We start from the raw sequence: 25,509 nt of genomic DNA, 5'->3' as shown, positions 1-25,509 counted from the left end.
ATGGACCTTAAGGGCGGGCACCGACATCGGCCCCCGACGCCGCTGCATTTTCCCGTCGTGCCGACGCCGCCCTCTCCCGTCGCATCGCCACCCCCAGCACCCCCGTCACCCCCGCCGAGGCCGCCGCCAGTGTCGTCATCGCCCAGGCCGGTGACGTCAGTTGGGCCAAGGTGCCTGCCAGGGTCGCGCTCGCGCCCTGGAGGGTGAGCATGCCTGAGGAGTGGAGGCCCAGGGCGTGGCCCGTGAGGGTGGGTGGGGTCAGGGTGAGGAGGTGTTCCTGTTGGATCAGGCTCGCGCCGAAGCCGACCGAGGCCAGGGTGACCAGGAAGGCCGAGACGGGGAGCGGGGGGTGGAGGGAGAAGAGGGTGTACGGGGTGGCCAGGAGGAGCAGGAGGGGGATGCCCAGGCGGGAGCGGGTCGCCGGGGGCAGGAACCGGGCCACCAGGACGTCGCCGGCCAGCATGCCCAGGGCCGCGCACGCGAACAGGGCTCCCGCGGATTCCGGGGCGTAGGGGACGTAGAGGGATTCGCAGCCCACCACCAGGCCGTTGGGGATCCACAGGGCCAGGTAGACGTGGCGGCGGGGGGCCGAGGACCAGAGCCGGGCGTTGGTTCGCCAGGTCGTGCGCGGGGACGGGCGGCCCGTTGCCCTCGGGGGGCGGGTGCGCAGGCCCAGGAAGAGGGTCGGGGCCGCCGTCAGGTACAGGGCCGCGGCGAGCAGGAGAATCGTGTGCGGGGAGAGGAGGGCGAGGAGGGCGCCGCCGGCCGCGTAGCCGGTGATCTGCGTGACGCCGCTCATCAGGTTGAAGGCCGAACGGCCCAGCAGGTAGCGGTCCTTGGTGAGGATTTCGTTCAGCAGGCCCCAGCGGACTCCGCCGCCCACCGACGCCAGCAGGCCCTTGACCAGCAGTGCCGCGAAGATGCCCCAGATCGGCAGGGACGGTACGGCCATCAGGGCCGTGGCCGCCGCGAAGACCAGGGAGAGCGTCGTCATCGCCGCCCTCGGGGGCAGCCGGTCCGCCGCCGACAGGAGCAGCGTCGCGCCCAGCACCTGTGCCAGCGACGCGCCGAACATGCTCAGCGCCGACAGCAGCGGCGAGTCCGTCGCCCGGTACACCAGCGTGCCCAGGGCCAGTCCGCCCATCGTCTGGGCCACGCCCTGCGCCGACGCCGCGAGGAAGAACGGGGTGAACTCCCTCGTGCGGAACAGGGAGGTGTAGCCGGACGACGACGACCGGGGCGCGGCGGCGGGGCCGGCCGTGTCGTCCCGCGTGGGTGGAGTCATGAGCGGAGTCTGGGAGCCCGTCCTCGGCCGTTGTTACTGTTTCGCTTCCGCGCGAAAGCAGGAGGAGCCTTGGGCTGGTGGCAGGTCAGTGCCGACACGCTCGCGCGCAGCAGGTTCGTCATCTCGCCCCTCGCCGAGACGTTCGCCGGCCTCAAGCTGCTGCACTCCGGCGTCGCCGCCCATCCCGGCGAACGCGCCTGGCTGGACGCCCACCGGCCCTGCTATCTGCGGCTGTTGGCGGGCGATCCCGTGACGGCGCTGCTCGTGCGGTCCGGGCTCGGGCGGGACTGGATCGCCGACTTCCTCACGCCCACCCCGCGCGACGGCGAGACCTTCGAGGAAGGCGTCGCGCGCGTGCGGGCCGTTCCGCCCGACGCCGCCCGCGCCCATCTGCGTCTCTCCCTCGCCGGGCCGCTGCCCGACGCGCTCGACCGCGACGACCTGCCCGAGCGGGCCGCCGCGCTCCTGGAGTACGTCTGGGACCGGGCCGTACTGCCGTACTGGGACCGTCGGCGCCGCGTCCTGGAGGCCGACATCGCCGCGCGGACCGCGCAGGTCAGCCGGGGCGGCTGGGCCTCCGTGCTGGACGCGCTGCGGCCGGGGACGCGGTGGCTCGGCGACAGCCGGTTCCAGGTGAACCTGCACGAGTATCCGCCCCGCGAGATCTCCGGCGCCGAGCTGGTCTTCGTCCCCGTCACCCCGAAGTCCGGCTGGGTGTCCTGGGAGGAGCCCGAACGGTACGCCGTCGTCTACGCCTGCTCCGGCGTCCTCGCCGACCCCGGCGCCCGGACGGCACCCGCGAGCCTCGACGCGCTGCTCGGGGCCGCGCGGGCCAAGGTGCTCGTTCTGCTCGGCTCCCCCATGAGCACCAGCCACCTCGTCGCCGTGACCGGTCAGGGGCTCGGTTCGGTGGGACGGCACCTGCGGGTGCTGCTGGACGCCGGTCTGGTGGAGCGGCGGCGGGCGGGCCGTTCCGTGCTGTACTCGCGGACGGCGGCCGGGGAGGTCCTGGTCGAGGCGGTCGAGGCCGCCGGGGAGGCCAGGGGGTGGTCAGTGGGGACCGCTCAGCCCCGTCGCCCCCGCCGCCGTTAGCATCCGCCCATGACCCCTACACAGAACAACGGCTCCTCTCCCCTCGACGTCGAGATCGGCGCCCTCCAGGGCGGTTCCGCCGAGCTCGGGCAGTACGCGGGCCAGGTCGTGCTGGTCGTGAACGTGGCGTCCAAGTGCGGGCTCACCCCGCAGTACACCGGGCTCGAGCGGCTGCACGAGCGGTTCGCCGGGCAGGGCTTCACCGTGCTCGGCGTGCCGTGCAACCAGTTCCTCGGGCAGGAGCCCGGCAGCGCCGAGGAGATCGCCGAGTTCTGCTCGGCGACGTACGGCGTGACCTTCCCGATGACCGAGAAGGTCGACGTGAACGGCGCGGACCGGCACCCCCTCTACGAACGGCTCGTCGACACCGCCGACGCCGAGGGGCACAGCGGCGACGTCCGCTGGAACTTCGAGAAGTTCCTCATCGGGCGGGACGGCAAGGTCGCCGCCCGGTTCTCCCCGCAGACCGAGCCGGAGGCCGCCGAGGTGGTCGCCGCGATCGAGGAACGGCTCGCCGGCTGACGCCCGCCCGTCGGCCGACCCGTTGACCTTGTCCCTGGGGCAGGGCGCAGTCTCCATGTCGCCGGGCGGTACGGGCCGCCCGGTGACGGAGGATGACACGGTGGACGACGATCTGCTCACGATCGGGGCGTTCGCCGCGCGGGCCCGGCTGTCGGCCAAGGCCCTGCGGCTGTACGACCGCCTCGGGCTGCTGGCACCGGCGTACGTCGACGACGTCAGCGGCTACCGCTACTACCGCGCCGGACAGGTGGAACGCGCCCGGCTGGTCGCCCTGCTGCGCCGGCTGGACATGCCGCTCGCCCGGATCGCCGAGGTGCTCGACGCGGACGGGACGGAGGCGGCCGAACGGCTGGCCGCGTACTGGGCCGACGTCGAGGCGCGGGTCGCGGGGCAGCGGACGCTCGCCGAGTACCTCCGTGGACGACTGTCGGGGAGGAGCTCCGAGATGTACGGAAAGTTCGTGGTCGAGACGGTGGACGTGCCCGAGCAGGTGGTGATCGCCGAGAAGCGGCACACGCTCGCGGACGAGCTGCCGGCGTGGATCGGCGCCTCGCTGGGGCGACTTGAGCGGGCGGCCCGGGAGTGCGGCGGCGTGACCGGCGTGCCCTACGTCGCCTATCACGCCGAGGTGTCCATGGAGAGCGACGGTCCCGCCGAGGCGTGCGTGCCGGTCGCCGACGAGGCGGCGGCGCGGGCCTGGGCCGAACGGCAGGGGCGGGCCGGGGAGACGACGGTGCGGGTGGAGCCGGCGCAGCGGCTGGCGTACACCCGGATCACCAAGGCGCAGGTGGCGCATCCGCAGATCCTGGCCGCCTTCGAGGCGGTGGAGGAGTGGATGGCCGGGCAGGGGCTGACGCAGGCCGGGCCGTGCCGCGAGGTGTACTTCGCCGACTGGGGCGCGGCCGGGGCCGGGGACCCGGTGTGCGACGTGGCGTTCCCGGTGCGGGCGCAGTAGCCGCGGACGAGCCGAGCCCTCTCGGCAAGGACGGCGGGCTCGTCGAGAGGGCTCTTTCGGTGGTGCTCATGCAGTTGTGTCCCAGGGTCAGGGAAAGCCTCCCTAGGCCTTGACCGACGCCACGAAGGCGTTCCACGCGCTGTCGGGGAAGGCCAGCGTCGGGCCCTCCGGGACCTTGGAGTCGCGGACCGCGAGCGCCTCGGTCGTGGGGGACTTCACCTCGACGCAGGCGCCGTTGTTGTTGGAGTACGAGGACTTCGTCCACGTGTGCGTGGCGCCCTGCTGGATAGCCATGTTTGCTCCGTAGCCAGTTGCTGAGTCGCTGTCGCCGGCCCGCGGGGTTCCGGCTGGAAATCCGGCTGGACATCCGGCTGGACGTCCCGGCTGGAATCCCGCGGTTCGGTTTGCGCCAACCCTTGCTGATCGTTGGCGTGATCGACGCTACTCGCCAAGCTCCCCGTTCGGACCAGTCATTCACTCGACCGGATGGCATATTCCAGGGTCGACTTCCAGTCGGACCTGTCAGGGGTGTAATATCCCCGCCCTTTTTCAGATCCGGGGTCGCGCGGGGTCAGCGCGCGTACTCCTTCGCGATGTCCTCGATGCGCCGGCGGGACTGCTCCACGTTCAACGCCTGGGCCCGCAGGTGCTCGTACATCACCGTGTACTTCTGCACGTCGGGGGCCTTTTCGAGGTACAGGTCGCTGGTGACGCCCTCGATGTAGACCACGCTCGAGTCGGCCGCGTCCGCGAACTCCAGGATGGAGTACTGGCCGTTGAGCCCCGGATGCGCGCCGACCTCGAAGGGCAGCACCTGCACCGTGATGTGCGGCAGTTGCGACATCTCGGCCACGTGCTCCAACTGCTCCCGCATCACCTGCTTGTTGCCGACCACACGGCGCAGCGCCGCCTCGTCCAGCACCACCCAAAGGCGCAGCGGGTCGGTCTCGGCGGTGATGCGGTCCTGCCTGCGCAGCCGGACCTGCACCCGCTTGTCGATCTCGGTCTCCGACGTCTCCGGCGAGCCGCCCCGGATGATGGCCTCCGCGTACGAACGGGTCTGCAACAGGCCGGTGATGATCTGGGGTTCGTACACCCGCAGCGACTCGGCGTCGGTCTCCAGACCGATGTAGACGCTGTACGGGATGTCGCCGAAGGCGTGCCACCAGCCCTGCTGGCGCGAGTCCTTCGCCATCTGCATCAGCGAATCGACGATCCTCTGGTCCTCGACCTCGTACACCCCGCACAGGTCGCGGACGTCGCGCTGGCTGATGCTGCGCCGGCCGTTCTCCAGCCGGCTGATCTTCGACTGCGACACCAGCAGCCGTTCCGCCACTTCCTCCGCCGTCATGCCCTTGAGCTCGCGGAGCTTGCGCAGCTCCTGGCCCAGCCGGCGCCGCCTGACGGTGGGATTGACATTGGACGCCACGGGACGCGCACCTCCGGCTGCCTGCCTCGAAATTACCACTTTGCGTATCTGCTGCTCAGCAGACTGCCACCAAGGTGCTCACTACCGCTGGCAAACGGTCAATATGCCCTGCGCAAGCACAGGTTGCAGGGTATGGGGCCGCGTGGGCGCAGGGCCGGCCGCACACAGCCGCGCGGGGCGGCGGGGCCGCGTCGTCGTCCGGACGTACGGCCCTGCCGCCCCGCGCGGACCAGCGGCTCCCGAACCGGTCTCATGTGTCGGTGCGGTGCTCGGTGCTCGGTGCTGCGGTGCTGCGGTGCGAAGTGGCGCCAGGTGGTGCCAGTGGGGCGAGGTATGTGATTGTCCGCCGCGCGTCGGGGTGCGGCTCAGTGAGCCACGACGCGCGCCGCGCTTCCGCGGTGCGGCTGCATCGGCACCCCGCGGGCAGGGGCCGGGGCGGCCCTGCCGCCGGCGGTGGCCTGGCGGCCTGCCGGTGGGGCGCTGCGGCGCGGCTGGGCCGCCACGCCGTTCTGGACGTCCATCACGGCGTGCGCCACGAGGCCGCCCATGGGGTCGTGCCTGATCAGGTCCCGCAGCCGGGACCGGGACGAGCGTCCCTCGTTCCCCGGATACAGGTGCTTTCCGAGACCCACCGCGTGCGCGAGCGCGGCGAGTGCCGCGGTCCGCGGGTCCGGCGGTACGCCGGTGCGGATCGCGGAATCCAGCCGTGCCCTGATCTCACGGCTGATCGCGTTGTCCGTCGCCTGATAGCGAGTCGTCGGCAGCACTCCGCACATCTGACCGGCGACGGCATGCACCATGCCGCACCGCTCCAGATGCGAGAGGTAGGTCTGGCGGAGCCCCAGGCGGGGTCCGCCGATCCAGTGGACGGCACGCACGGGAGCGCCACGCCTTCGCAGCAACTCCAACGCGCAGTCCAGTGTTGGATCTCCAGTCGGCCGTGGCTGCACCACGGCGATACGATCCCCGTCAGGGGCTATCCGTCCGGCCAGCGCCAGCTCCACTAGCTGTGCTCCGGCCAGACCGAGGTCGAGCGACTGCGGCTGTGCGGTGGTACCCGTGGCCGGGTCCAGCGCCAGCAACAGAAGCTCCTCCGGAAGTGTTCTGCGGCTCCTGCCCATCCATGCCTCCCCGCGTGGATGAATGACAGGGTGACCCCTCTCACATTGGTCTGTCGAGGGTGCGTGACCTGTTTGTAAGGGAACCGGCAGGTATGTCGTTCTCGTCTACCGCCCGGGGCAGGCCCGCACACAGGACACTGGTACATGGTTCGGACAGTGGCGCGGCGGCCTTTCGCGGCCGTGCCGGTGGTGTCCGGGCGGCGGCTCACGGTTCGGTAACGCACGGAGTGCGTGCGGCATGGAGGAGGCATCGGTGGCGGGCGAGTCCCCCGACAGGTCGAGGCAGCGCGAGTCGTCGGAAGAACCGACGTCGGGGAGCGCGGGTCCGGTTCCCGAAGCCAGGAGCGGGGCGGCAGGAGAGGCGGCGGCCGAGAAGCTCGATCCCCGGCTCGCGGTGGCCCGGGAGGCGGCGAAGCCGTCGGCCGAGCCGCGCGGCGCCGTGGACACGGCGACGAAGGTGTTCTCCGTACGGGAGGCCACGACGGACGCCGAGGGCATCCGGGACGGGGAAGCGGAGGACGCGGAGGACCCGGAGGGCGGCGCCGGCGGACCGGCCGGTGACCCGGAGGACGGCGCGAACGCCGAGGGCGCCGTGGCGGACGCGGAGGGCGATCAGGACGGGCCGGACGCAGTTGAAGGCGACGAGGACGCCTCGGAGCCGTCCGAGGCCGCCGAGGAAGCGACTGAGGCCGACGCGGAGGCCGACGACGTCGCCGAGGGCGCGGACGGGCCCGGCGAGGACGACGCGGCGCGCGACGGGCGGCTGCGTGAGGCCGTGGCGGCGTGGGTGGCGACCGCGGACACCGGCACGAAGGGCAAAGGCAAGGACCCGGAGACCGCCGGGGAAGGCGCTCAGGGGGCCTCTGAGGCCTCTGGGGCTCCTGGGGACCCCGAGGCTCCCGAGGCGTCCGAAGAAGCCTCACAGGACGGCCAGGACGGCCAGGGCGGCAAGGACGGCGCGGGAGACGCCGACGCGGACGCGGACGCCGAGGCGGCCAAGGCCGACGAGACCGACGAGGCCGACGCCGAAGACGCCCCCGCCGCGACCCCGGTGGACGAGTCCCCCGAGGACGAGCCCCAGGACGCCGTGCCGCCGAGCGACGACACCGGCGACGCCGAGGACCCGGACGGCGAGAGCGACGACGCCGAGGGCCCCGACGCCGACGCCAAGTCCGGCGCCGGGCGCGTCGATCAGCCCACCGCCGTCTTCAAGGCCGTACGGCCCCCGGTGGACCAGCCCACCACGATGCTGAAGCTCGGCGACGCGGCCAAACCCGCGAAGCCGGACTCCGAGTCCACGAAGCCGGAATCCGACCCGGGCTCCGAGCCCGCCAAGCCGGAGTCCGACCCGGACCCCAAGCCCGCCAAGCCGGAATCCGAGCGGGCCGCCAAGCCCACCCCCGAGCCCGCCTCCGAGTCCGCCCCCGAGCGCACCAGCCGTTTCGTCGCGTTGAAGCCCCTCGACGGGCCCCCGCCGGCCGCCGACGCCACGCGGCCCGTGCCGCAGCTCGGGCCGGAGCGGACGACGCAGCAGCCGTTGCCGCCGAAGCCGCCGCTGGACCTGCTGGCGGAGCTGACGAACACGCCGCCGCCTCCGGACACGCCGCTGCGGACGCTGGTGCGCCGGGTCAAGATCTGGACGCCGCTGGTGCTGCTGCTGGTGATCGTCTTTGCGGTCGTACAGTCCGTGCGCCCGCTGCCCCGGCCCACGCTCGACCTCACCGCGCGGGACTCCTACACCTTCGACGGCGGCAAGGTGGAGATCCCGTGGCCGGCGGACGGGCAGGCCGCGCTGGACGTGCAGGGCATCGGTTCGTTCGGTTCGTCCGGTGACCAGAAGCCGGTCCCGATCGCCAGTGTCGCCAAGGTGATGACGGCGTATCTGATCCTGCGCGACCACCCGGTCAAGAGCGGCGACGAGGGGCCGAACATCAAGATCGACCAGGCCGCGGAGGACCAGTCGGACGCCGGGCAGGAGTCGACGGTCAAGGTGACGGCCGGTGACTCCATCACCGAGCGGGAGGCGCTGGAGAGCGTCCTCATCGCGTCGGCGAACAACGTGGCGCGGCTGCTGGCCCGCTGGGACGCCGGTTCGGAGAAGGCGTTCGTGGAGAAGATGAACGACGCCGCCGCGGACCTCGGCATGACGAACACCACGTACACGGACCCGTCGGGCCTGAACAACACCACGGTGAGCACGGCCGAGGACCAGGTGAAGCTGGCGAAGGCGGCGATGAAGCAGCCCGTCTTCCGCGAGGTCGCCGCGATGATGTCGTACGTCGACTACAAGGGCGTCAAGCACAACAACTGGAACCAGCTGGTCGGCTACAACAACGTCGTCGGCATCAAGACCGGCACGACGACCTCCGCGCTCGGCAACCTGGTGTTCGCCGCGAAGAAGGAGGTCGGCGGTGAGACGCGGACCGTCGTCGGCGCCGTGGTGCGCCAGCCGGCCGGCGGCTCGGACAACACCATCCTCCAGGGCGCGCTGTCGGCCGGCGACCGGCTGATCCGGGCGGCGCAGGACGCGCTGGAGTCGGCGACGATCCTGAAGAAGGGCACGGTCGTCGGGTACGCGGACAACGGCCTCGGCGGCCGCACGCCGGTCGCCGTGACGGAGGACGTGAAGGCCGTCGGCTGGGCGGGACTGAAGGTGCGGCTGACGTTCGCGGGGACGGACCTGCCGCAGACCGCGAAGGCCGGCACGAAGGTCGGCACACTGACGGTCGGCGACGGCACGAGCAGTGCCGTGAAGGTCCCGGTGGCGCTCCAGGAGGACCTGGTCGAGCCGGGCTTCACGGACAAGCTGACCCGCATCATGTGACCCGCGTCGCGGCGACCACCGCACGACACCGCCCGACCACCGCGCGGCCCGCACCCCGTCGAGGAGCCCCTCGGCGGGGTGCGTGCTAGCGTCGCGAATCGGGGCAGGTCGCCGGTCGGGTCAACGAAGCCGTGAACACGACGGGACGTGACACGGCCGAGAAAATGAAGACAGGACACGGGGAGTGCCTTCAGGTGGCCACTGCGGAGCCGACACGCGCCGACGACGCCGATCCGGACCCGGGATCCGGCTCGCGAATACCCGAGCCCACACCCCGCGCGGACGACCGTCCCGAGGACGCCGCCCCGAGCCGGGCGACCTCCGAGGCAGCCCCGACGCCCCCGGCCACGACGCCCTCGGCCACGACGCCCCCGGCCACGACCCCGTTCCTGGCCCTGCGCGAACGCCTGCTGCGGCACCCCGTGCTGTCCGTGACCGCTCTCGCGGGCGCCCTGCACGTCCTGTGGTTCTTCACGTTCGCGAACAGCGGCGGTGACCTCGCGGCGCAGGACGCCTGGGCCGAGTTCGTCGGCCGGCATCCCGACTCGGCGTACAACCTCGCCTGGTACGGCGGGATGCACCCGGTGTCGTACAGCGTGGTGTCGCCGTATCTGATGTCCGTGCTCGGCGTCCGTACGACGATGATGATCGCCGGGACGGTGTCGGCGGGGCTGCTGACGATGGTCCTGATCCGCAGCCGGTCGGTGCGCAACCCCCTGTGGGCTGCGCTGGCGGGCGTGTTCGCGCTGTTCTGCAACGCGGCGTCGGGGCGCGTGACGTTCGGGCTCGGCACGGTGTTCGCGCTCGGCGCGGTGGCCGTCGTGTTCTGCTGGCCGTACCGCTGGCGCTACAAGCGGTGGGCGAAGGCGCTGTGCGCGGCGCCGCTGGCCGCGCTGGCGACCATGGCGTCGCCCGTGGCGGGCCTGTTCGTGGGGCTGGTCGCGGTCGCGCTGTTCCTCCAGCGGCGCCGGCCGGGCGCCTGGGCGCTGGGGCTCGCGCCGGCCGCCGTGGTGGCGGTGTCGGCGTGGCTGTTCCCGTTCTCGGGCACCCAGCCGATGTCGTGGGCGTCGGTGATCCTGCCGCTGGCGTTCTCGGTGCTGGTGTGCGTGCTGGTGCCCCGGGACTGGACGACGGTCCGGCTGACGTCCGGGGTGTACGCGCTGTCGGTGGTGCTGGTGTGGCTGATCAGCTCGCAGATCGGGTCCAACATCACACGGTTGGCGATGCTGTTCGCGGGCGTGGCCCTGCTGGCGGCGCTGCCGTTCACGGTGCCGCGCAGCCGCAAGTGGTACGCGCTGGTGGTGTCGTTCGTCGGGTTCAACGTATGGATCGGCGTGAAGTCGGTCAACGACGTCGTGCACACGGCCCCTGCGGCGTCCTGGTCGCGGGAGCTGGCGCCGCTCGTCAACGAGCTCCAGGAGGTGCGCGCCGAGCGGGGCCGCGTCGAGGTGGTCCCGGCCCGCTCGCACCGCGAGGCGTCCGCGCTCGCGCCGTACGTCAACCTGGCCCGCGGCTGGAACCGCCAGGCCGACATGGAGCGCAACCCGCTCTTCTACGACGACACCCTCAACTCGGCGAACTACCACGAGTGGCTGAAGCGCTGGGCGGTGCACTTCGTGGTGCTGCCGAAGGACGAGCCGGACGGTGACGGCGGCGAGCGTGAGCGGGAGCTGGTGCAGCGCGGTCTGCCGTATCTGAAGCAGGTCTGGGGCGACGCGAACTGGCAGCTGTTCGAGGTCGTCGACCCGACGCCGCTCGCCGAGCCGCACGCGACCGTGCTGCGCGCCGAGCAGGGCGAGGTGACCGTCGAGGTGCGGCGGCCGGGCCGGGTCCTGATCCGCATCCCGTACTCGCCGTGGCTGAGCATCGTCGACGACGAGGGCCGGAGCCTGAAGCCGCCGCGGGAGACGGAGGCCTCCCGGAACCGCCCCGAGGGCATGCCGAAGTCGTACGAGAACGTGAACGGCTGCCTGTCGGAGACGGAGGAGGACGCCGAGGGCGACCGGTGGACGGAACTGCTCGCGCCGAAGGCGGGCGTCTACCGGCTGGCCGCCCCCTACCAGCTGCCGCGCGGGACGCCGTGTCCCGAGGAACTGCGGTAAGCCGCTTCCCGCTCAGGCGGTCCGCACCGCCACTCCCCCGGAGGTTCGCGACACCCGCGCGTGGTTCATGTACGTGAATCAAGGTCAGCAAGGAGAACATTTTTACTCGCTCTTGACCTACCGCGCCATTGTCCCGCCCATGCCATCGCACCCACGATGAGCGGGCACTTCGCGGCCTTCCTCGCCCCTACCCCGCTCAGGCGAAGTGCCAACCAGCTGAGCGGAGTTCACAAGGCGGACCCTGGAAGGGGGGCACATGAACAGTCTCGACTGGGCCGTACTCATCGGCTACTTCGCCGTGATGGTCGCGATCGGCGTCTGGTCCCACAAGCGGGTGGACAGTGTCAGCGACTTCTTCACGGCCGGCGGCAAGATGCCCTGGTGGCTCTCCGGCATCTCGCACCACATGTCGGGCTACAGCGCGGTGATGTTCACCGGGTACGCGGGCATCGCCTACACGTACGGCGTCACGTCCTTCGTCACCTGGTCGTTCCCCATCGCGCTGGGCATCGCGATCGGCTCGAAGCTGTTCGCGCCGCGCATCAACCGGCTGCGCTCACGCCTCCACGTGGCCTCGCCGCTGGAGTACCTGAAGAACCGCTACGACCTGAAGACCCAGCAGGCGCTGGCCTGGTCCGGCATGCTGCTGAAGATCGTGGACGTGGGCGCCAAGTGGGCCGCGATCGCGACGCTGCTGTCGGTGTTCACCGGCATCTCCCTGAACCAGGGCATCCTCATCACCGGCGTCGTCACCGGCATCTACTGCACGATCGGCGGCCTGTGGGCGGACGCGCTGACGGAACTCGGGCAGTTCGTCATCCAACTTTTCGCCGGCCTCGCCATGTTCTTCGCCGTCCTCGTCGAACTCGGCGACCACGGCGGCTTCTTCGGCGTCTGGGACGAGCCCGCCCTCCAGGGCCACGCCAAGCCGCTGGTCGGCCCGTACGGCACGGTGTTCCTGCTGGCGTTCCTGTTCATCAAGCTGTTCGAGTACAACGGCGGCATGCTGAACCAGGCCCAGCGGTACATGGCGACGCCCAACGCCCGCGAGGCCGCACGGTCGGCGCGGCTGTCGGCGATCCTGTGGCTGGTCTGGCCGCTGGTGCTGTTCTTCCCGATGTGGATGTCGCCGCTGCTGGTCGAGTCGCAGAAGCCCGACGGCTCCGACTCCTACGCCCTGATGACCGAACAGCTCCTGCCGCACGGCCTGTTGGGCCTGGTCATCGTCGGGTTCTTCTCGCACACCATGGCCATGTGCTCCTCCGACGCCAACGCCATCGCGGCCGTGTTCACGCGGGACGTGGCGCCGGTGCTGTCGGCGAAGGCGCGGGCCTGGAGCGAGCGTTCGGGCCTGATCGCGGCGCGCGTGACGACGGTGGCGTTCCTCGCCCTGTCCATGGCGGTCGCGACGCAGGTCAACTCGCCGACGTTCAAGGACATCATCACGGTCGTCATCAAGTGGGTCGCCGGTCTGATGGGCCCGATCGCGATCCCGATGATGCTGGGTCTGCTGCGCCAGTTCCGCACGTCGGGCCCGACGGCCGCGATGACCAGCTGGGGAGCCGGACTGTTCGCCTTCTGGCTGGTCAACTACCCGATCAACTGGCAGGTCGAGGGCGGGGTGCCGCTCCAGTACCAGGTGTCGATCCCGCTGGCCGTCTCGCTCGTCCTCTACATCGTGATCGGCCGGCTCAAGCCGGAGGACACCCCCGAGCGGGACCTCATCATCGAGCAGGTCAACACCGACGTGGACGGCGCCGCCGCCGCGGTCCCGGCCCCGGCGACCGGCCCGGACGACGTCCGGCCGACCGCCGTGAAGGACTGACCCGCAGCGTTCGCCGGGTCCGGTCAGGCACCCCGCGGGTAGCGCGCCAGCCAGGCGGGCGACGAACCCGCCGGGCCGTGCAGGGCCGGACCCTGCGTCATCTCCATCGCGAAGTCGTCGGCGAGTTCCAGGATCGTGGGACGGCCCTCCAGCTCGGCCAGCCAGGCCGGCGGCAGGGCCGTCTCGCCGTGCAGCGCACCCAGCAGGCCGCCGGTCAGGGCGCCCGCCGCGGCCGACGGCCCGTCCTGGTTCACGGCCAGGCACAGCCCGTGCCGTACGTCCTCCGCGACGAGCGCGCAGTACACGGCGACGGCCACCAGGCCCTGCGCCGTGCCCTCGCCGGTCAGCTCCGCGACCCGGGCCGGCGTCGGCATGCCCTGCCGCACCGCGCCCAGCGCGCGCTGCAGCGCGTCCGACACCGGCTGGTGGCCCGGCCGCGCGGCGAGCAGCGCCAGCGCCCGCTGCACCGCGCCGTCCAGGCTCTCGCCCCGGGCCAGCCCGTGCACGATCACGGCGTACGCGCCCGCCGCCAGGAAGCCCGCCGGGTGGCCGTGGGTCTGCGCCGCGCACTCCACGGCGAGCTGCACCACCAGCTGGGGCTCCCAGCCGACGAGCAGGCCGAACGGCGCGGAGCGCGCGGCGGCCTCCGGGCCGGTCTCACCGGGGTTCTTCGGCGCGTCGAGTGTGCCCATGGTCTCGTCGCCGAGTCCGAGCAGCAGGGCGCGGGACGGGTCGCGGCGGGCGTACAGCCACTCCTCGCGGGCCAGCCAGCCGTCGTCCTTGCGGCGCAGGTCGGGACCCCAGTCGCGCTGGGTCGCCGCCCAGCGCAGATACGCGCGGTGCAGATCGGTCGGCGGGTGCCAGGCGCCGGTGTCCCGGCGCACCTGGGCGCGGATCAGGCCGTCCGTGGAGAACAGGGTCAGCTGGGTGAGGTGGGTGACGGCGCCGCGTCTGCCGTAGGCGGGGGCCGGTCCGAGGACGCCCTCGGCGCCGTGCGCCGCCCGGATCGCGTCCAGGTCCAGTGTGTCGACGGGGGCGCCGAGCGCATCGCCGACGGCCACGCCGAGCAGGGTTCCGCGCACCCTGCTGCGGAAGTCCTGCTGCTCGGTACGGCCCCAGACGGCGCCGGCTGTCGCACCCACCTTGACCTCTCGGGGCACCGTCGGACGTACGACCGCTCAGCACTGTATTCGATCGCGAACGATCGGTTCAGGGCCGGATTCGGTATGCCTGATGTGGCTCACTGGTCGTGATGCATCGTTTATGTGCGTCGTTGGGAAGAAAGCTCCCATGGCCACCTCACGCGCTCTCGCGCTCGCCGTCACGCTGCTCACCGCCACCGTCGCCCTCTACATGACGCTCGTCGCCGTCGGGAACATCACCGACTTCGGCACCAACCAGCAGTTCGTCCGGCACGTCCTCGCGATGGACACCACGTTCAAGGACGAGGACCTGATGTGGCGGGCGATCACCACGACCTGGATCCAGGACGCCGCCTACGTGGCGATCATCGTGTGGGAGGCGGTCGCCGCGCTCGTGCTGATCGCCGGGACCTGGCTGTGGCTGCGGCGCGACCACGCGCGCGCCCGGCGCGTGACGACCTACGGGCTGCTGATGGTCATGCTGCTGTTCGGCGCCGGGTTCATCGCGATCGGCGGCGAGTGGTTCGCGATGTGGCAGTCGGAGGACTGGAACGGGCTGGACGCGGCGACGCGCGTCTTCCTGCTCAGCGGGATCGTGCTGGCCCTCGTCCACCTGCCGTCGGGGGAACGGACCGGGCAGGGCCCCGCCGCCTGACGAGCGGCTCCGCTGTCCGGCGCGGCCCCGCTACTCGACGACCGCGACCGTCGTGCCGGACGTGCCGAACTTCCACAGCGCCGCGCCGTCCGCCGTGCGCAGCCGGATGCCGCCCGTGTCGGTGCCCTCGGCGGGCGGCGGCGAGGAGCCGTCGACCGCGTTGGAGAACGCGATCGACAGCCCGGACTTGGCGGCGAAGTACACGATGTTCTCGACGTTGACGCCGTCGGAGCCGGTCGTGGCCTCCCGCCGGGTCGTGACGGTGTACGTGCCCGGGTCGGGGCTGACCGTGCCCGGCCACACCGTGAAGGTGCGCCGGGTCGCCTCGCTCGCGTCGACCAGCCAGACCCGGTCCTGCCCGAGCGAGTAGACGATGCGGCGTCCGGTGCCGGAGCCGTCCGGCACCCGCACGGGCTCGGTCTCCTCGGGTCCTGGCCGGGCGCTCGCCGACGGCGACGCGCTCGGCCGGGCGGCCGTGGGCGCGGGGTGCGGGCCCCGGTCCGCCTGTACGGCCAGGACGGTCACCGCCGCGACCGCCCCCACGGTCAGGCCGCTGACCCAGGCCCACGAGGGCAGTCGGGCAGGCACGGGCACGCATCTCCTCAGCTACGGAACCCCGTATGTCAGGGCCCGATCATCGTACTGCGAGGGTCCCGGCCGCCGGTCCGCGCCCGGGACCTCGGCCCAGGACCGGCAGCGGCTGCGGAAGGCTTCAGTCCAGCACGGGCAGCAGCTGCGGGAGGTGTCCGTCCGAGGCGGCCGCCGCGCGCGTGCGTTCCTCGGGGACCTCCCCGTACAGCGTCGTACGGGGCCTGGCCGGGCGGCCGGCGGCCTCCGCGACGGCGACGAGGTCGCGGACCGACTTGTAGGAGCCGTAGGAGGAGCCCGCCATGCGGGAGATCGTCTCCTCCATGAGGGTGCCGCCGAGGTCGTTGGCGCCGGAGCGGAGCATCTCGGCCGCGCCGTCGCTGCCGAGCTTGACCCAGCTGGTCTGGATGTTGGGGATGTACGGGTGCAGCAGCAGGCGCGCCATCGCGGTCACCGCGCGGTTGTCACGGACCGTCGGACCGGGGCGGGCGATGCCCGCGAGGTAGACGGGCGCGTTGGTGTGGATGAACGGCAGGGTCACGAACTCGGTGAAGCCGCCGGTCCGCTGCTGGACGCGGGCGAGGGTGCGCAGGTGGCCGAGCCAGTGGCGGGGCTGGTCGACGTGGCCGTACATCATGGTCGACGACGACCGGATGCCCAGTTCGTGCGCGGTGGTGACGACGTCGATCCAGGTGGCCGTGGGCAGCTTGCCCTTGGTGAGGATCCAGCGGACCTCGTCGTCGAGGATCTCGGCGGCCGTGCCGGGGATCGAGTCGAGGCCGGCCTCCTTGGCGGCCGTGAGCCACTCCCGGATCGAAAGGCCGGTGCGGGAGGCGCCGTTGACGACCTCCATCGGCGAGAAGGCGTGCACGTGCATGCCCGGCACGCGCTCCTTCACGGCCCGCGCGATGTCGAAGTACGCGGTGCCCGGCAGGTCGGGGTGAATGCCGCCCTGCATGCAGACCTCGACGGCGCCGACGTCCCAGGCCTGCTGGGCCCGGTCCGCGACCTGCGTGAGGGAGAGGGTGTAGGCGTCGGCGTCGGTGCGGCGCTGGGCGAAGGCGCAGAAGCGGCAGCCGGTGTAGCAGACGTTGGTGAAGTTGATGTTCCGCGTGACGATGTACGTCACGTCGTCGCCGACGGCCGCCCTGCGCACGTCGTCGGCGATCCCGCACAGCGCGTCCAGGGCGGGCCCGTCGGCGTGCAGCAGGGCGAGGGCCTCGGCGTCGGTCAGCCGGGTCGGGTCGTCGGCGGCCGTGGCGAGGGCGGCCCGGACGTCGGTGTCGATGCGCTCGGGGGCCATGCCGGGGGCGGCGGCCTCGCGCAGGGCGTCCCAGTCGCCGTACACCTCGTCGAAGTCGGCGCGCCGGTCGCCGGTGCGGCCCTCGGTGTCGATGGCGGTGTGCAGGTCGGTGCGGCCGGTGGCGGTGAAGGCCTCGTCGGGCTCCTGCCACGGGCGGCCCTCGACCACGGCGTCCTCGCGGGCCAGGCCGGTGTCCGGGTCGGCGAGCGCGGCGACGTGCGGGCGCAGCCGGGGGTCGAGCCAGGGCTCCCCGCGCCGCACGAACTCCGGGTAGACGCAGAGCCGTTCACGGAGCGCGAAGCCGGCGGCGGCGGAGCGGGCGGCGAGTTCCTCGATCTGCGGCCAGGGCCGCTCGGGGTTGACGTGGTCGATGGTCAGCGGGGAGACGCCGCCCCAGTCGTCGATGCCGGCGCCGATGAGCCGCTCGTACTCGGCGTCGACCAGGTTCGGCGGGGCCTGGAGGCAGGCGGCCGGGCCCATGATGTGCCGGGCGACGGCGACGGTGGCGACCAGTTCGTCCAGTTCCGCGTCGGGCATGCCGCGCATCGCGGTGTCCGGCTTGGCGCGGAAGTTCTGGATGATCAGTTCCTGGATGCCGTGGTGGGCGCGGGCGACCCTCCGCAGCGCGAACAGCGACTCGGCGCGCTCCTCGTACGTCTCGCCGATGCCGATGAGGAGGCCGCTGGTGAACGGCACCGACGAACGCCCGGCGTCCTCCAGAACCCGCAACCGCACGGCGGGTTCCTTGTCCGGGGAGCCGAAGTGCGGGCCGCCCGGCTGGGACCACAGGCGGGTCGCGGTGGTCTCCAGCATCATGCCCATGCTGGGCGCGACGGGCTTGAGCCGCTGGAAGTCGGTCCAGCTCAGGACGCCCGGGTTGAGGTGGGGCAGCAGCCCCGTCTCCTCCAGGACGCGAATGGAGACGGCGCGGACGTAGGCGATGGTGTCGTCGTAGCCGTGCGCGTCGAGCCACTCGCGCGCCTCCGGCCAGCGGTCCTCCGGCTTGTCGCCGAGGGTGATGAGGGCTTCCTTGCAGCCGAGGGCGGCGCCCTTGCGGGCGATGTCCAGGACCTCGTCCGGCGACATGAACATCCCGTGCCCGGCGCGGCGCAGCTTGCCGGGCACGGTGACGAACGTGCAGTAGTGGCACTTGTCGCGGCACAACCGCGTCAGCGGGACGAAGACGCTCTTCGAGTACGTGATGACGCCGGGCCGGCCGGCCGCCTCCAGGCCCGCGTCCCGCACCCGGGCGGCGGACGCGGCGAGGTCGACGAGGTGCTCCCCCCGCGCCTGGAGCAGCACCGCCGCCTCCGACACGTCGAGGGCGACACCGTCCCGGGCTCGCTTGAGGGCGCGACGCAGGGAGTTCTCGGTGGGTCCGGTTCCGGAGGTCGCGGAAGTCGTCATCCTTTGAGCATACGTTCGGCCTGACCAGGTCGAAGGGGGCGCCGTCAGGGTCTGGCGTAGGGACGGGTCATGATCTCCATGTTGTGTCCGGACGGGTCGTCGAAGTAGGCGCCGCGTCCGCCGAACAGCCGGTTGACGCGGCCCGGTTCGGTGTGGGCGGGGTCCGCGTAGTAGGTGACGCCGAGCGCGTCGAGCCGGGCGATCATCGCGTCGAAGCCCTCCTCCGGGACGAGGAACGCGTAGTGCTGGCCCTGGATCGGCTCGTCGCGCTTCTCGTAGTAGTCGAGCGTGACGCCGTTGCCGAGGTCGACCGGCAGGAACGGCCCGAAGGGGGCGCCGACCTCCAGGCCGAGGACCGCGGCGAGGAATTCGGCGGAGAGTTGGCGGTCGCGGGCGTACACCGCGGTGTGGTCGAGCCGTATGACGGGGGCGTGCTGTGCGTCGTGCGACATGGGTGGGCGGGTCTCCTTTTCCTTTTCACTTCGCCCGTCGGTGGACAGTGGGGGAAGGGAAAGGGAAGGCGGCGCTCTGGCGCGCCCCGGGCTCACGCCGGGGCCGGGCGCCTCACTCGTGCGTGGCCCATGGCCGACCCGGCAGTCACGCGCCGACCCTACCGCGACTGCGGAGAGAGTGTGTGGGCCTTGTGTCACCCGATACCACAGGCTGTGATCGGTATCTCGCGAAGCTGACGTGGTCGGCATGAACAAGGCAAACTGACAGCGTTGCTCAGCAGGGCGAGGGGGACGGCGATGGGTGTACCGCGAGTGCCGGAGCAGAGGCGTACCGGCTCGGAGGAGCCGACGGCGCTGCGCTTCGGTGTGCTCGGCCCGGTGCGCGCCTGGCGCGGCGAGGAGCCGCTGAGCACCGGCTCCCCGATGCAACGCGCCCTGCTGGCCGCGCTGTTGCTGCGCGAGGGCCGCACCGCGACCGCCGGGGAGCTGATCGACGCCCTGTGGGGCGAGGAACCGCCGTCGCAGGCACTGGCGGCGGTACGGACGTACGCGTCCCGGCTGCGCAAGGTGCTGGGCGCCGGGCTGCTGGCCAGCGAGTCCGGCGGGTACGCGGTGCGCGGGCTGCGGGACGGGACGCTGGACCTGGCGGTGGCGCAGGACCTCGCGGCCGAGGCGGAGAAGGCGCGCAGCGCCGGGGACCTGTGTCACGCGCGTGAGGTGCTGGGGCGGGCCCTGGCCCTGTGGGACGGCGAGACCCTGGCGGGCGTGCCGGGCCCGTACGCGGAGACGCAGCGGGTGCGCCTTGAGGAGTGGCGACTCCAACTGGTGGAGTCCCGCCTGGACATGGACCTGGAGCAGGGTTGCCACGCCGAGGCCGTATCCGAGCTGACGGCCCTCACGGCGGCCCACCCGCTGCGCGAACGGCTGCGGGAGCTGCTGATGCTGGCGCTGTACCGCAGCGGGCGGCAGGCGGAGGCGCTGGCCGTCTACGCGGACACGCGCCGCCTGCTGGCCGACGAGCTCGGTGTGGACCCGCGTCCGGGACTCCAGGACCTCCAGCAGCGCATCCTCCGGGCGGACCCGGGCCTGGCCGAGCCGTCCGCGGCGGTCGCGGAACCGCCGACGGCCCCGGTGCGGCCCGCGCAACTGCCCGCGACCGTCCCGGACTTCACGGGCCGGGCGTCCTTCGTGACGGAGCTGGGTGACGTCCTGGCGTCGGCGGACGGCCGCGTGATGGCGGTGTCCGCCCTCGCCGGCATCGGCGGCGTCGGCAAGACGACCCTGGCCGTGCACGTCGCCCACCAGGCCCGCGCGGCGTTCCCCGACGGCCAGTTGTACGTCGACCTCCAGGGCACGAGTTCGCGGGCGGCCGAGCCGGAGACCGTCCTCGGCTCCTTCCTCCGCGCCCTCGGCACGGCCGACTCGGCCGTCCCGGACTCGCTGGAGGAGCGCGCCGCGCTGTACCGCTCGGTCCTCGACGGCCGCCGCGTGCTGGTCCTCCTGGACAACGCCCGTGACGCGGCCCAGGTCCGGCCCCTGCTGCCCGGCACCGAGGGCTGCGCCGCCCTCGTCACCTCCCGGGTCCGCATGGTCGACCTGGCGGGCGCCCACCTCGTCGACCTGGACGTGATGTCGCCGGACGAGGCGCTGGCGCTGTTCACGAAGATCGTGGGCGAGGAGAGGGTGGCGTCGGAGCGGGAGGCCGCCCTGGACGTCGTCGCGGCCTGCGGCTTCCTCCCCCTCGCCATCCGCATCGCGGCGTCCCGCCTCGCGGCCCGCCGCACCTGGACGGTATCGGTGCTGGCCGCGAAGCTCGCCGACGAACGCCGCCGCCTCGACGAGCTCCAGGCCGGCGACCTGGCCGTGAAGGCCACCTTCGAACTCGGCTACGGCCAGCTGGAGCCGGCCCAGGCCCGCGCCTTCCGCCTCCTCGGCCTGGCCGACGGCCCCGACATCTCCGTGGCGGCGGCAGCGGCGGTCCTCGACCTGCCGGCCGAGGACACGGAGGACCTGCTGGAATCGCTGGTCGACACGTCCCTGCTGGAGTCGGCGGCCCCGGGCCGCTACCGCTTCCACGACCTGGTCCGCCTCTACGCCCGCGCCTGCGCGGAACGCGACGAGGAACCCCCGAGCGAGCGGGACGCGGCGATGTCGCGGTTGCTCGACTTCTACCTGGCGACGGCGGCGGGCGTGTACGCGATCGAGCGGCCCGGCGACCGCCTCGTGCACCACATCGAGCCCACGCGGCACCCCGGCCTGAGGTTCGACACCTCGAAGGCGGCGATCGACTGGCTGTACACCGAGGCCAACTGCCTGCTGGCCTGCGTCCGTCAGAGTGCCGAGAACGGGATGCTCAGGAGCGCCGTCGACCTGCTGTGGGTCTCGAAGGACCTCGCGGAGTCGGGCGCCAACGCCCATCAGTACGAGGCCACGGCCGTGGCGCTGCGCGACATCGCACGCGCGGCCGGGGACAACCGCGCGGAGGGACGGGCCCGGACGGCCCTGACCAACGCCCTCCTCGTCTCCGACCGCTTCACGCAGGCGGACGAGGAGGCACGCGACGCCATCCGTCTCGCGCAGGCCGCCGGGGACCTTGCGCCGTGCTGCTGGGCGCCCAACGACCGGGGCATCATCGCCTTCTACCAGGGTCGTCACGCGGACGGGGAGAAGCACCTGCGGGAGGCCATCGCCAACTATCGGGCCGACGGCAATCTGCCGGGGGAGGCGAGCGCCCTGTGCAATCTCTCCCGCATCCACGTCAAGCTGAACAGGACGAAGAGCGCCGTGGAACTGGCGCGCCAAGGGGTCGCCATCTACGACCAGCTCGGCCTGACGCTCCGCCTCGCCAACGGACGTCTCGCCCTCGGGATCGCCCTGAGCGCGGCGAACCAGTGCGAGGAGGCGCTGGCCCAACTGCACGAAGCGCTCCAGCTGTTCCGGGAGAACCGCCAGCGGCTGTGGGAGGGCACCGCGAACTTCCGTATTTCCGAGGCCCACTTGGCGGGTGGCAACCCGTCGCTGGCCGCGCAGCACGCCGAGCAGGCCCTGGCGCTGCGCGTCATCGGGGGCGACTGGATGCGCGCCAACGTCCTGACGACACTGGGGCGTGCCCTGGACCAGCTCGGCCAGACGGACAGGGCCAGGGCGTGCTGGTGCGAGGCACTGAACATCCATGAGGCGTCCGGTGCGGCCGAAGCCGAGTCGGTGAGGTCGCTGCTGCGGCCCGCCGAGGCGGCCTGACAGCCGCTCGGTGCGGCGTTCATCGAATGTTTATCGCCACCCACCATGCTGCTGAGTGCTGGCCCGTCGCGTCGGGGGGCAGACGGCCCAGCACCTGGCGGCACGACTATGGTGTGCCGGCTGGAAGTGCCTGCCCGGCGGCCCTCGGGGGAGTCGCCGGGCAGGCTTCATTGATCCACTACGTTCGACAGGGGAGTGCCGACATGAGCGACGCTTCGAACAAGCCGGCCACGACGGGCGACGGTACGACGGTCAAGCCGCTCGAGAACCACGCCGGAAGCGTCACGGAGAGCGAGACCATCAAGCCGCTCGAGAACCACGCGGGCAGCGTCGAGGAGGACGTCCTCAAGACGATGGAGAACCACGCGGGTTCCGAGGGGGCGTAAGCCTCCACGCGCGCAGACCTCAGCCGCGGCAGCCCTCAGGGGGAGCTGCCGCGGCTGATCCATGCGGGGCCCTGCGGCGGCCCCGCGGCCGACGTGCCCGCTACGACACCGTCTTCGTCGCGTTCGTGATCACGCACGTGCCGCCGTTCGTCGCGTCCGGGGTGCCCGGGACGTAGGGCGCCGCCACGTCGTGGGTCCGGGTCTCCGAGGCCGGGACGTACGAGATCTTGTCCGTCGTGGCCTTCAGGACGGTGCCGCCGGAGTCCTTGAAGGTGACCGTGAAGGCGTAGGTGTACGTCATGGTGCTGCTGGAGTTCGTCGCGGTGACCGTGGCGACCAGGCCGCGGGACTCGTCGTAGCGGCAGTTGTCGATGTCCAGGTCGCTCGCGGCCGAGGACGGTCCGGAGCCGCCGGAGACGGAGCCGGAGCCGCTGCTGGAGCCGCCCGAGGTGGTGGTGCCCGCGTCGACGTCGGGGACGTCGACGTCGTAGTCGTCGTCGTGCGCACCGGAGCCGCCCGAGCTGGAGGACGACGAGCTGCTGGAGTCGGAGCTGCTGCAGCCGCCCCCGCCGGAACCGCGGGCGCCGGTCAGGGCGATGACGACGCCGACGGCGATCGCGGCCGTGCGGACATGACGAAGCTTCATCTGTTCAACCCCCGTGTGGTGATTGCCTGTTGGAGCGGACGGGGGCGCGCGTCAGTGGTGGCCTCCCCCGGCATGGCCACGTCACGCTAACAGGGGAAATGGGCGCGCCAGGCCGCGCGCGGCGGGCGGTGACAAACCCGTGAAATAAGGCGCGGAACTTTTACGCCGTGCGCGCCGTTCCCGTCCCCTTCTCCGCGTCCAGCGCGTACACGCAGCGGTCCTTGCTGCACGCGTACACCACGCCGTCCCGCACCACCGGCGAGCCGGTGATCTCCCCGCCGGTCGCGAGTTTCCAGCGCAGCCGGCCGTCGTCGGCCTTCAGGGTGTAGAGGAGGTGGTCGGTGGAGCCGAAGTGGATGCGGCCCTCGGCGACCGCGGGCGCGCCGACGATGTCGCCGCCCGCCTGGAAGCGCCACTTGGGGGTGCCGGTGACGGCGTCGAGCGTGTAGAGGCCCTTGCCGCTGCCGACGTGGACGTGGCCCGCGGCCACCAGCACCGGTTCCACCGAGGAGCGGGCCTCGGTCGCGATGCGCCAGCGGTCGCGGCCGTCGGTGGCGTCGAGGGCGTACACGGTGCCGAGGTAGTCCGCGAGGTAGATGCCGCCGCCGGTGACCGCGGGGCCGGGCACGAAGGCGGGCGGGGACAGGAAGACCGCGGGCGCCTCGAAGTGCCAGCGGACGTGGCCGGTGGCGACGTCCAGGGCGAGGACGCGGGTGCCGGCGGAGACGTACACGTAGCCGTCCGGGGCCTGCGTCAGCCGGACCGGTACGCCGCCGCAGGACGCGGCGTCGCCGATGGGGTACGACCAGCGCTCGTCGCCGGTGCGGGCGTCCAGGGCGCGCAGCCGGGCGTCCTGCCAGACGTACACCGTGCCCTCGTGGACGGCCGGGCCGGCCTCCGGGGACTCGAAGTCGGTCTGGGCGCCGGTGATCTCCCAGAGCTTCTGGCCGTTCGAGGCCTCCCAGGCCTGGACGCCGCCGCCCCGGGTGCCGGTGACGACGGTGCCGCGGTCGGCCTTGAGGGAGTACACCCAGGCGTCCGTCTGGAACCGCCACAGGTCGGTGCCCTCGCGGGCGTCCAGGGCGAACAGGGTCGGCCCGTCCGAGGCGTGCACCCTGCCGTCCGCGACCGCCATCGACCAGGCCACGTCGCGCGTCTTGAATCTGCGCCGGCCGGTGGCCACGTCCAGGGCGTGGACCTCGAAGGACGTGACGTAGACGAGGTCGTCGGCGACGGCCGGGGTGCCCCACACGTCGTTGGACATCCGGAACCGCCACGGGCGCCAGCCGCCGGGCTGGTCGGGCGGGGTCGGCGGGGCCGGGGGCGCGGCGGTGGCGGACAGGGCGGGGTCGGCGCCGTTCACGCCGTGGTGGGCCTTCGACCAGGACGCGGCGAGCGCGGACTCCGGCGGCGGCGCCTTGACGGCGGCGGCCCGCACGTCGGCGACGCGCGGCCCCGGCCCGATCGGCACCTGGGCGCCGGCCAGCCGGACGGGCCCGGTGTCGGGCGCGCCCACGGGCACGGGCGGCCGCGGCGGTACGACGGGGTCGTGCGGGGGCGGCGGCGGCACGGGCGGCCGGCCTCCGGTGCCGCGGCCCGCGCCCTGGTTCGGCTTGGCCGGCGGGCGGCCGTTGCGGCGGGCCTCGATGAGGCTGACCGCGAGTTCCGGCAGCCACGCCGAGGCCGTGCCGCTGTCGTCGGAGCCGGAACCGAACAGGTGCGGGGCGAGCTGGGCCTGGAGGTCGGCCGGGGTCGGCCGCGCCGAGGCCTCCATCTGCATGCAGGACTCGATGAGCGGGCGCAGCTCGTCGGGCAGGCCTTCGAGGTCGGGGCCCTCTCTGAGCAGCATGAACACCGTCTCGACGGGGTTGGCCCCGTGGAACGGCGCGTGTCCCGTCGCGGCGAAGACGAGCGTGGAGCCGAGCGAGAACACGTCGCTCGCGCCGGTGACGCTGCGGGAGTCCTTGGCCTGCTCGGGCGACATGTAGGCGGGCGTGCCGACGGCGACGTTCGTCATGGTCAGGCGGGTGTTGGAGACGCCGGACGCGATGCCGAAGTCGATCACCCGGGGGCCGTCCTCGACGACGAGGACGTTCGACGGCTTCAGGTCGCGGTGCACCAGGCCCGCCCCGTGGATGGACTGCAGCGCCTCCGCGACCCCGGCCGCGAGCCAGCGCACCGCCTGGGCCGGGAGCGGCCCGCACTGATTCACTATCTCCTCGAGGGAGGGCGCGGGGACGTACGCGGTGGCCAGCCAGGGCACGGCGGCGCGCGGGTCGGCGTCCACGACGGCGGCCGTGTAGAACCCGGAGACCGCCCGCGCGGCCTCGACCTCGCGCGTGAAGCGGACGCGGAACAGCTGGTCCTCGGCGAGCTCCGTGCGGACCGTCTTGATCGCCACGCGCCGGCCGGACGCCGAGCGCGCGAGATAGACCAGCCCCATTCCGCCGGCACCGAGCCGTCCCAGCACCTCGAACGGCCCGATCCGCCGTGGATCGTGCTGCGTCAGCTGCTCCACCACTTGCCTGCCACCTC

Annotated in this window: 19 protein-coding genes; 9 read left to right on the top strand and 10 right to left on the bottom strand. The window is 72.5% G+C overall.

Annotation, left to right across the window (positions count from 1 at the left end; translation table 11 throughout):
- Nucleotides 1-7: 7 nt before the first annotated feature.
- Nucleotides 8-1,285, bottom strand: coding sequence for an MFS transporter (locus ACZ7D7_RS14750; RefSeq protein WP_470824564.1), 1,278 nt, complete (start codon nucleotides 1,283-1,285; stop codon nucleotides 8-10).
- 69 nt (nucleotides 1,286-1,354) lie between these two features.
- Between ACZ7D7_RS14750 and ACZ7D7_RS14745 the strand changes: the two genes are divergently transcribed.
- Genes ACZ7D7_RS14745 through ACZ7D7_RS14735 form a run of 3 tightly spaced genes read left to right on the top strand, consistent with a single transcriptional unit; the run spans nucleotide 1,355 to nucleotide 3,854 of the window.
- Nucleotides 1,355-2,377 (top strand): ArsR/SmtB family transcription factor, encoded by a 1,023-nt coding sequence (locus tag ACZ7D7_RS14745; RefSeq protein ID WP_470824563.1) that lies wholly within the window; start codon nucleotides 1,355-1,357, stop codon nucleotides 2,375-2,377.
- Nucleotides 2,378-2,386: 9 nt separating this feature from the next.
- On the top strand, nucleotides 2,387-2,899 hold the full coding sequence (locus ACZ7D7_RS14740; protein ID WP_470824561.1) for a glutathione peroxidase: 513 nt from the start codon (nucleotides 2,387-2,389) through the stop codon (nucleotides 2,897-2,899).
- 55 nt (nucleotides 2,900-2,954) lie between these two features.
- On the top strand, nucleotides 2,955-3,854 hold the full coding sequence (locus ACZ7D7_RS14735) for a MerR family transcriptional regulator (protein WP_470824832.1): 900 nt from the start codon (nucleotides 2,955-2,957) through the stop codon (nucleotides 3,852-3,854).
- A 102-nt stretch (nucleotides 3,855-3,956) separates the two neighbouring features.
- On the opposite strand, the gene ACZ7D7_RS14730 is transcribed toward ACZ7D7_RS14735, so the two are convergent.
- The 3 genes from ACZ7D7_RS14730 to ACZ7D7_RS14720 form a co-directional block, all read right to left on the bottom strand.
- A complete protein-coding gene (locus ACZ7D7_RS14730; RefSeq protein WP_470824560.1) occupies nucleotides 3,957-4,148 on the bottom strand; it encodes a DUF397 domain-containing protein in 192 nt (63 codons plus the stop codon).
- Between the two features lie 277 nt (nucleotides 4,149-4,425).
- Entirely contained in the window at nucleotides 4,426-5,283 is an 858-nt protein-coding gene (locus tag ACZ7D7_RS14725) for a helix-turn-helix domain-containing protein (protein ID WP_470824559.1), read from the bottom strand.
- 365 nt (nucleotides 5,284-5,648) lie between these two features.
- On the bottom strand, nucleotides 5,649-6,404 hold the full coding sequence (locus tag ACZ7D7_RS14720) for a GOLPH3/VPS74 family protein (RefSeq protein WP_470824558.1): 756 nt from the start codon (nucleotides 6,402-6,404) through the stop codon (nucleotides 5,649-5,651).
- A gap of 238 nt (nucleotides 6,405-6,642) precedes the next feature.
- On the opposite strand from ACZ7D7_RS14720, the gene ACZ7D7_RS14715 reads away from it, so the two are divergent.
- From ACZ7D7_RS14715 to ACZ7D7_RS14705, 3 genes are all read left to right on the top strand, one after another.
- Nucleotides 6,643-9,228 (top strand): D-alanyl-D-alanine carboxypeptidase, encoded by a 2,586-nt coding sequence (locus tag ACZ7D7_RS14715; protein WP_470824557.1) that lies wholly within the window; start codon nucleotides 6,643-6,645, stop codon nucleotides 9,226-9,228.
- Nucleotides 9,229-9,422: 194 nt separating this feature from the next.
- Nucleotides 9,423-11,330 carry an MFS transporter gene (locus ACZ7D7_RS14710; protein ID WP_470824555.1) on the top strand — a complete coding sequence of 636 codons (1,908 nt, stop codon included), beginning with the start codon at nucleotides 9,423-9,425 and terminating at the stop codon, nucleotides 11,328-11,330.
- A 256-nt stretch (nucleotides 11,331-11,586) separates the two neighbouring features.
- On the top strand, nucleotides 11,587-13,155 hold the full coding sequence (locus tag ACZ7D7_RS14705) for a sodium:solute symporter family protein (RefSeq protein ID WP_470824554.1): 1,569 nt from the start codon (nucleotides 11,587-11,589) through the stop codon (nucleotides 13,153-13,155).
- 23 nt (nucleotides 13,156-13,178) lie between these two features.
- On the opposite strand, the gene ACZ7D7_RS14700 is transcribed toward ACZ7D7_RS14705, so the two are convergent.
- Nucleotides 13,179-14,297: an ADP-ribosylglycohydrolase family protein gene (locus ACZ7D7_RS14700; RefSeq protein WP_470824552.1), complete on the bottom strand. Its 1,119-nt coding sequence runs from the start codon at nucleotides 14,295-14,297 to the stop codon at nucleotides 13,179-13,181.
- Nucleotides 14,298-14,445: 148 nt separating this feature from the next.
- On the opposite strand from ACZ7D7_RS14700, the gene ACZ7D7_RS14695 reads away from it, so the two are divergent.
- Complete coding sequence (locus ACZ7D7_RS14695; protein WP_470824551.1) at nucleotides 14,446-14,952, top strand: DUF2165 domain-containing protein; 507 nt, start codon at nucleotides 14,446-14,448, stop codon at nucleotides 14,950-14,952.
- Between the two features lie 30 nt (nucleotides 14,953-14,982).
- Here ACZ7D7_RS14695 and ACZ7D7_RS14690 read toward each other — a convergent pair whose 3' ends face one another.
- From ACZ7D7_RS14690 to ACZ7D7_RS14680, 3 genes are all read right to left on the bottom strand, one after another.
- Nucleotides 14,983-15,546 carry a hypothetical protein gene (locus ACZ7D7_RS14690; RefSeq protein ID WP_470824549.1) on the bottom strand — a complete coding sequence of 188 codons (564 nt, stop codon included), beginning with the start codon at nucleotides 15,544-15,546 and terminating at the stop codon, nucleotides 14,983-14,985.
- Nucleotides 15,547-15,664: 118 nt separating this feature from the next.
- A complete protein-coding gene (locus ACZ7D7_RS14685) occupies nucleotides 15,665-18,250 on the bottom strand; it encodes a bifunctional FO biosynthesis protein CofGH (protein ID WP_470824548.1) in 2,586 nt (861 codons plus the stop codon).
- A gap of 44 nt (nucleotides 18,251-18,294) precedes the next feature.
- A complete protein-coding gene (locus tag ACZ7D7_RS14680) occupies nucleotides 18,295-18,702 on the bottom strand; it encodes a VOC family protein (protein WP_470824547.1) in 408 nt (135 codons plus the stop codon).
- A 297-nt stretch (nucleotides 18,703-18,999) separates the two neighbouring features.
- Here ACZ7D7_RS14680 and afsR point away from each other — a divergent pair, with 297 nt between their 5' ends.
- Together afsR and ACZ7D7_RS14670 are read left to right on the top strand one after the other, a co-directional pair.
- Nucleotides 19,000-21,942 (top strand): SARP-family global regulator AfsR, encoded by a 2,943-nt coding sequence (gene afsR / locus ACZ7D7_RS14675; protein WP_470824546.1) that lies wholly within the window; start codon nucleotides 19,000-19,002, stop codon nucleotides 21,940-21,942.
- 203 nt (nucleotides 21,943-22,145) lie between these two features.
- Nucleotides 22,146-22,328 (top strand): hypothetical protein, encoded by a 183-nt coding sequence (locus tag ACZ7D7_RS14670; protein ID WP_470824545.1) that lies wholly within the window; start codon nucleotides 22,146-22,148, stop codon nucleotides 22,326-22,328.
- A gap of 100 nt (nucleotides 22,329-22,428) precedes the next feature.
- On the opposite strand, the gene ACZ7D7_RS14665 is transcribed toward ACZ7D7_RS14670, so the two are convergent.
- Together ACZ7D7_RS14665 and ACZ7D7_RS14660 are read right to left on the bottom strand one after the other, a co-directional pair.
- The gene (locus ACZ7D7_RS14665; RefSeq protein WP_470824543.1) at nucleotides 22,429-22,974 is read right to left on the bottom strand and encodes a hypothetical protein; all 546 of its coding nucleotides are present in this window, start codon (nucleotides 22,972-22,974) and stop codon (nucleotides 22,429-22,431) included.
- A 160-nt stretch (nucleotides 22,975-23,134) separates the two neighbouring features.
- The gene (locus ACZ7D7_RS14660; RefSeq protein WP_470824541.1) at nucleotides 23,135-25,495 is read right to left on the bottom strand and encodes an outer membrane protein assembly factor BamB family protein; all 2,361 of its coding nucleotides are present in this window, start codon (nucleotides 25,493-25,495) and stop codon (nucleotides 23,135-23,137) included.
- Nucleotides 25,496-25,509: the final 14 nt, after the last annotated feature.

The sequence above is a fragment of the Streptomyces sp. NPDC037054 genome (assembly GCF_055606745.1).
This window is presented reverse-complemented; position numbering and strand designations above follow the sequence as displayed.

Excerpts from the sequence above, each read along its gene's own strand:
- ACZ7D7_RS14695 (WP_470824551.1), top strand. The coding sequence starts at position 14,446 with ATGGCCACCTCACGCGCTCTCGCGCTCGCCGTCACGCTGCTCACCGCC.
- ACZ7D7_RS14730 (WP_470824560.1), bottom strand. The coding sequence starts at position 4,148 with ATGGCTATCCAGCAGGGCGCCACGCACACGTGGACGAAGTCCTCGTAC.
- ACZ7D7_RS14680 (WP_470824547.1), bottom strand. The coding sequence starts at position 18,702 with ATGTCGCACGACGCACAGCACGCCCCCGTCATACGGCTCGACCACACC.
- ACZ7D7_RS14685 (WP_470824548.1), bottom strand. The coding sequence starts at position 18,250 with ATGACGACTTCCGCGACCTCCGGAACCGGACCCACCGAGAACTCCCTG.
- ACZ7D7_RS14740 (WP_470824561.1), top strand. The coding sequence starts at position 2,387 with ATGACCCCTACACAGAACAACGGCTCCTCTCCCCTCGACGTCGAGATC.
- ACZ7D7_RS14670 (WP_470824545.1), top strand. The coding sequence starts at position 22,146 with ATGAGCGACGCTTCGAACAAGCCGGCCACGACGGGCGACGGTACGACG.
- ACZ7D7_RS14735 (WP_470824832.1), top strand. The coding sequence starts at position 2,955 with ATGTCGCCGGGCGGTACGGGCCGCCCGGTGACGGAGGATGACACGGTG.
- afsR (WP_470824546.1), top strand. The coding sequence starts at position 19,000 with ATGGGTGTACCGCGAGTGCCGGAGCAGAGGCGTACCGGCTCGGAGGAG.
- ACZ7D7_RS14705 (WP_470824554.1), top strand. The coding sequence starts at position 11,587 with ATGAACAGTCTCGACTGGGCCGTACTCATCGGCTACTTCGCCGTGATG.
- ACZ7D7_RS14715 (WP_470824557.1), top strand. The coding sequence starts at position 6,643 with ATGGAGGAGGCATCGGTGGCGGGCGAGTCCCCCGACAGGTCGAGGCAG.
- ACZ7D7_RS14750 (WP_470824564.1), bottom strand. The coding sequence starts at position 1,285 with ATGACTCCACCCACGCGGGACGACACGGCCGGCCCCGCCGCCGCGCCC.
- ACZ7D7_RS14665 (WP_470824543.1), bottom strand. The coding sequence starts at position 22,974 with ATGAAGCTTCGTCATGTCCGCACGGCCGCGATCGCCGTCGGCGTCGTC.
- ACZ7D7_RS14720 (WP_470824558.1), bottom strand. The coding sequence starts at position 6,404 with ATGGGCAGGAGCCGCAGAACACTTCCGGAGGAGCTTCTGTTGCTGGCG.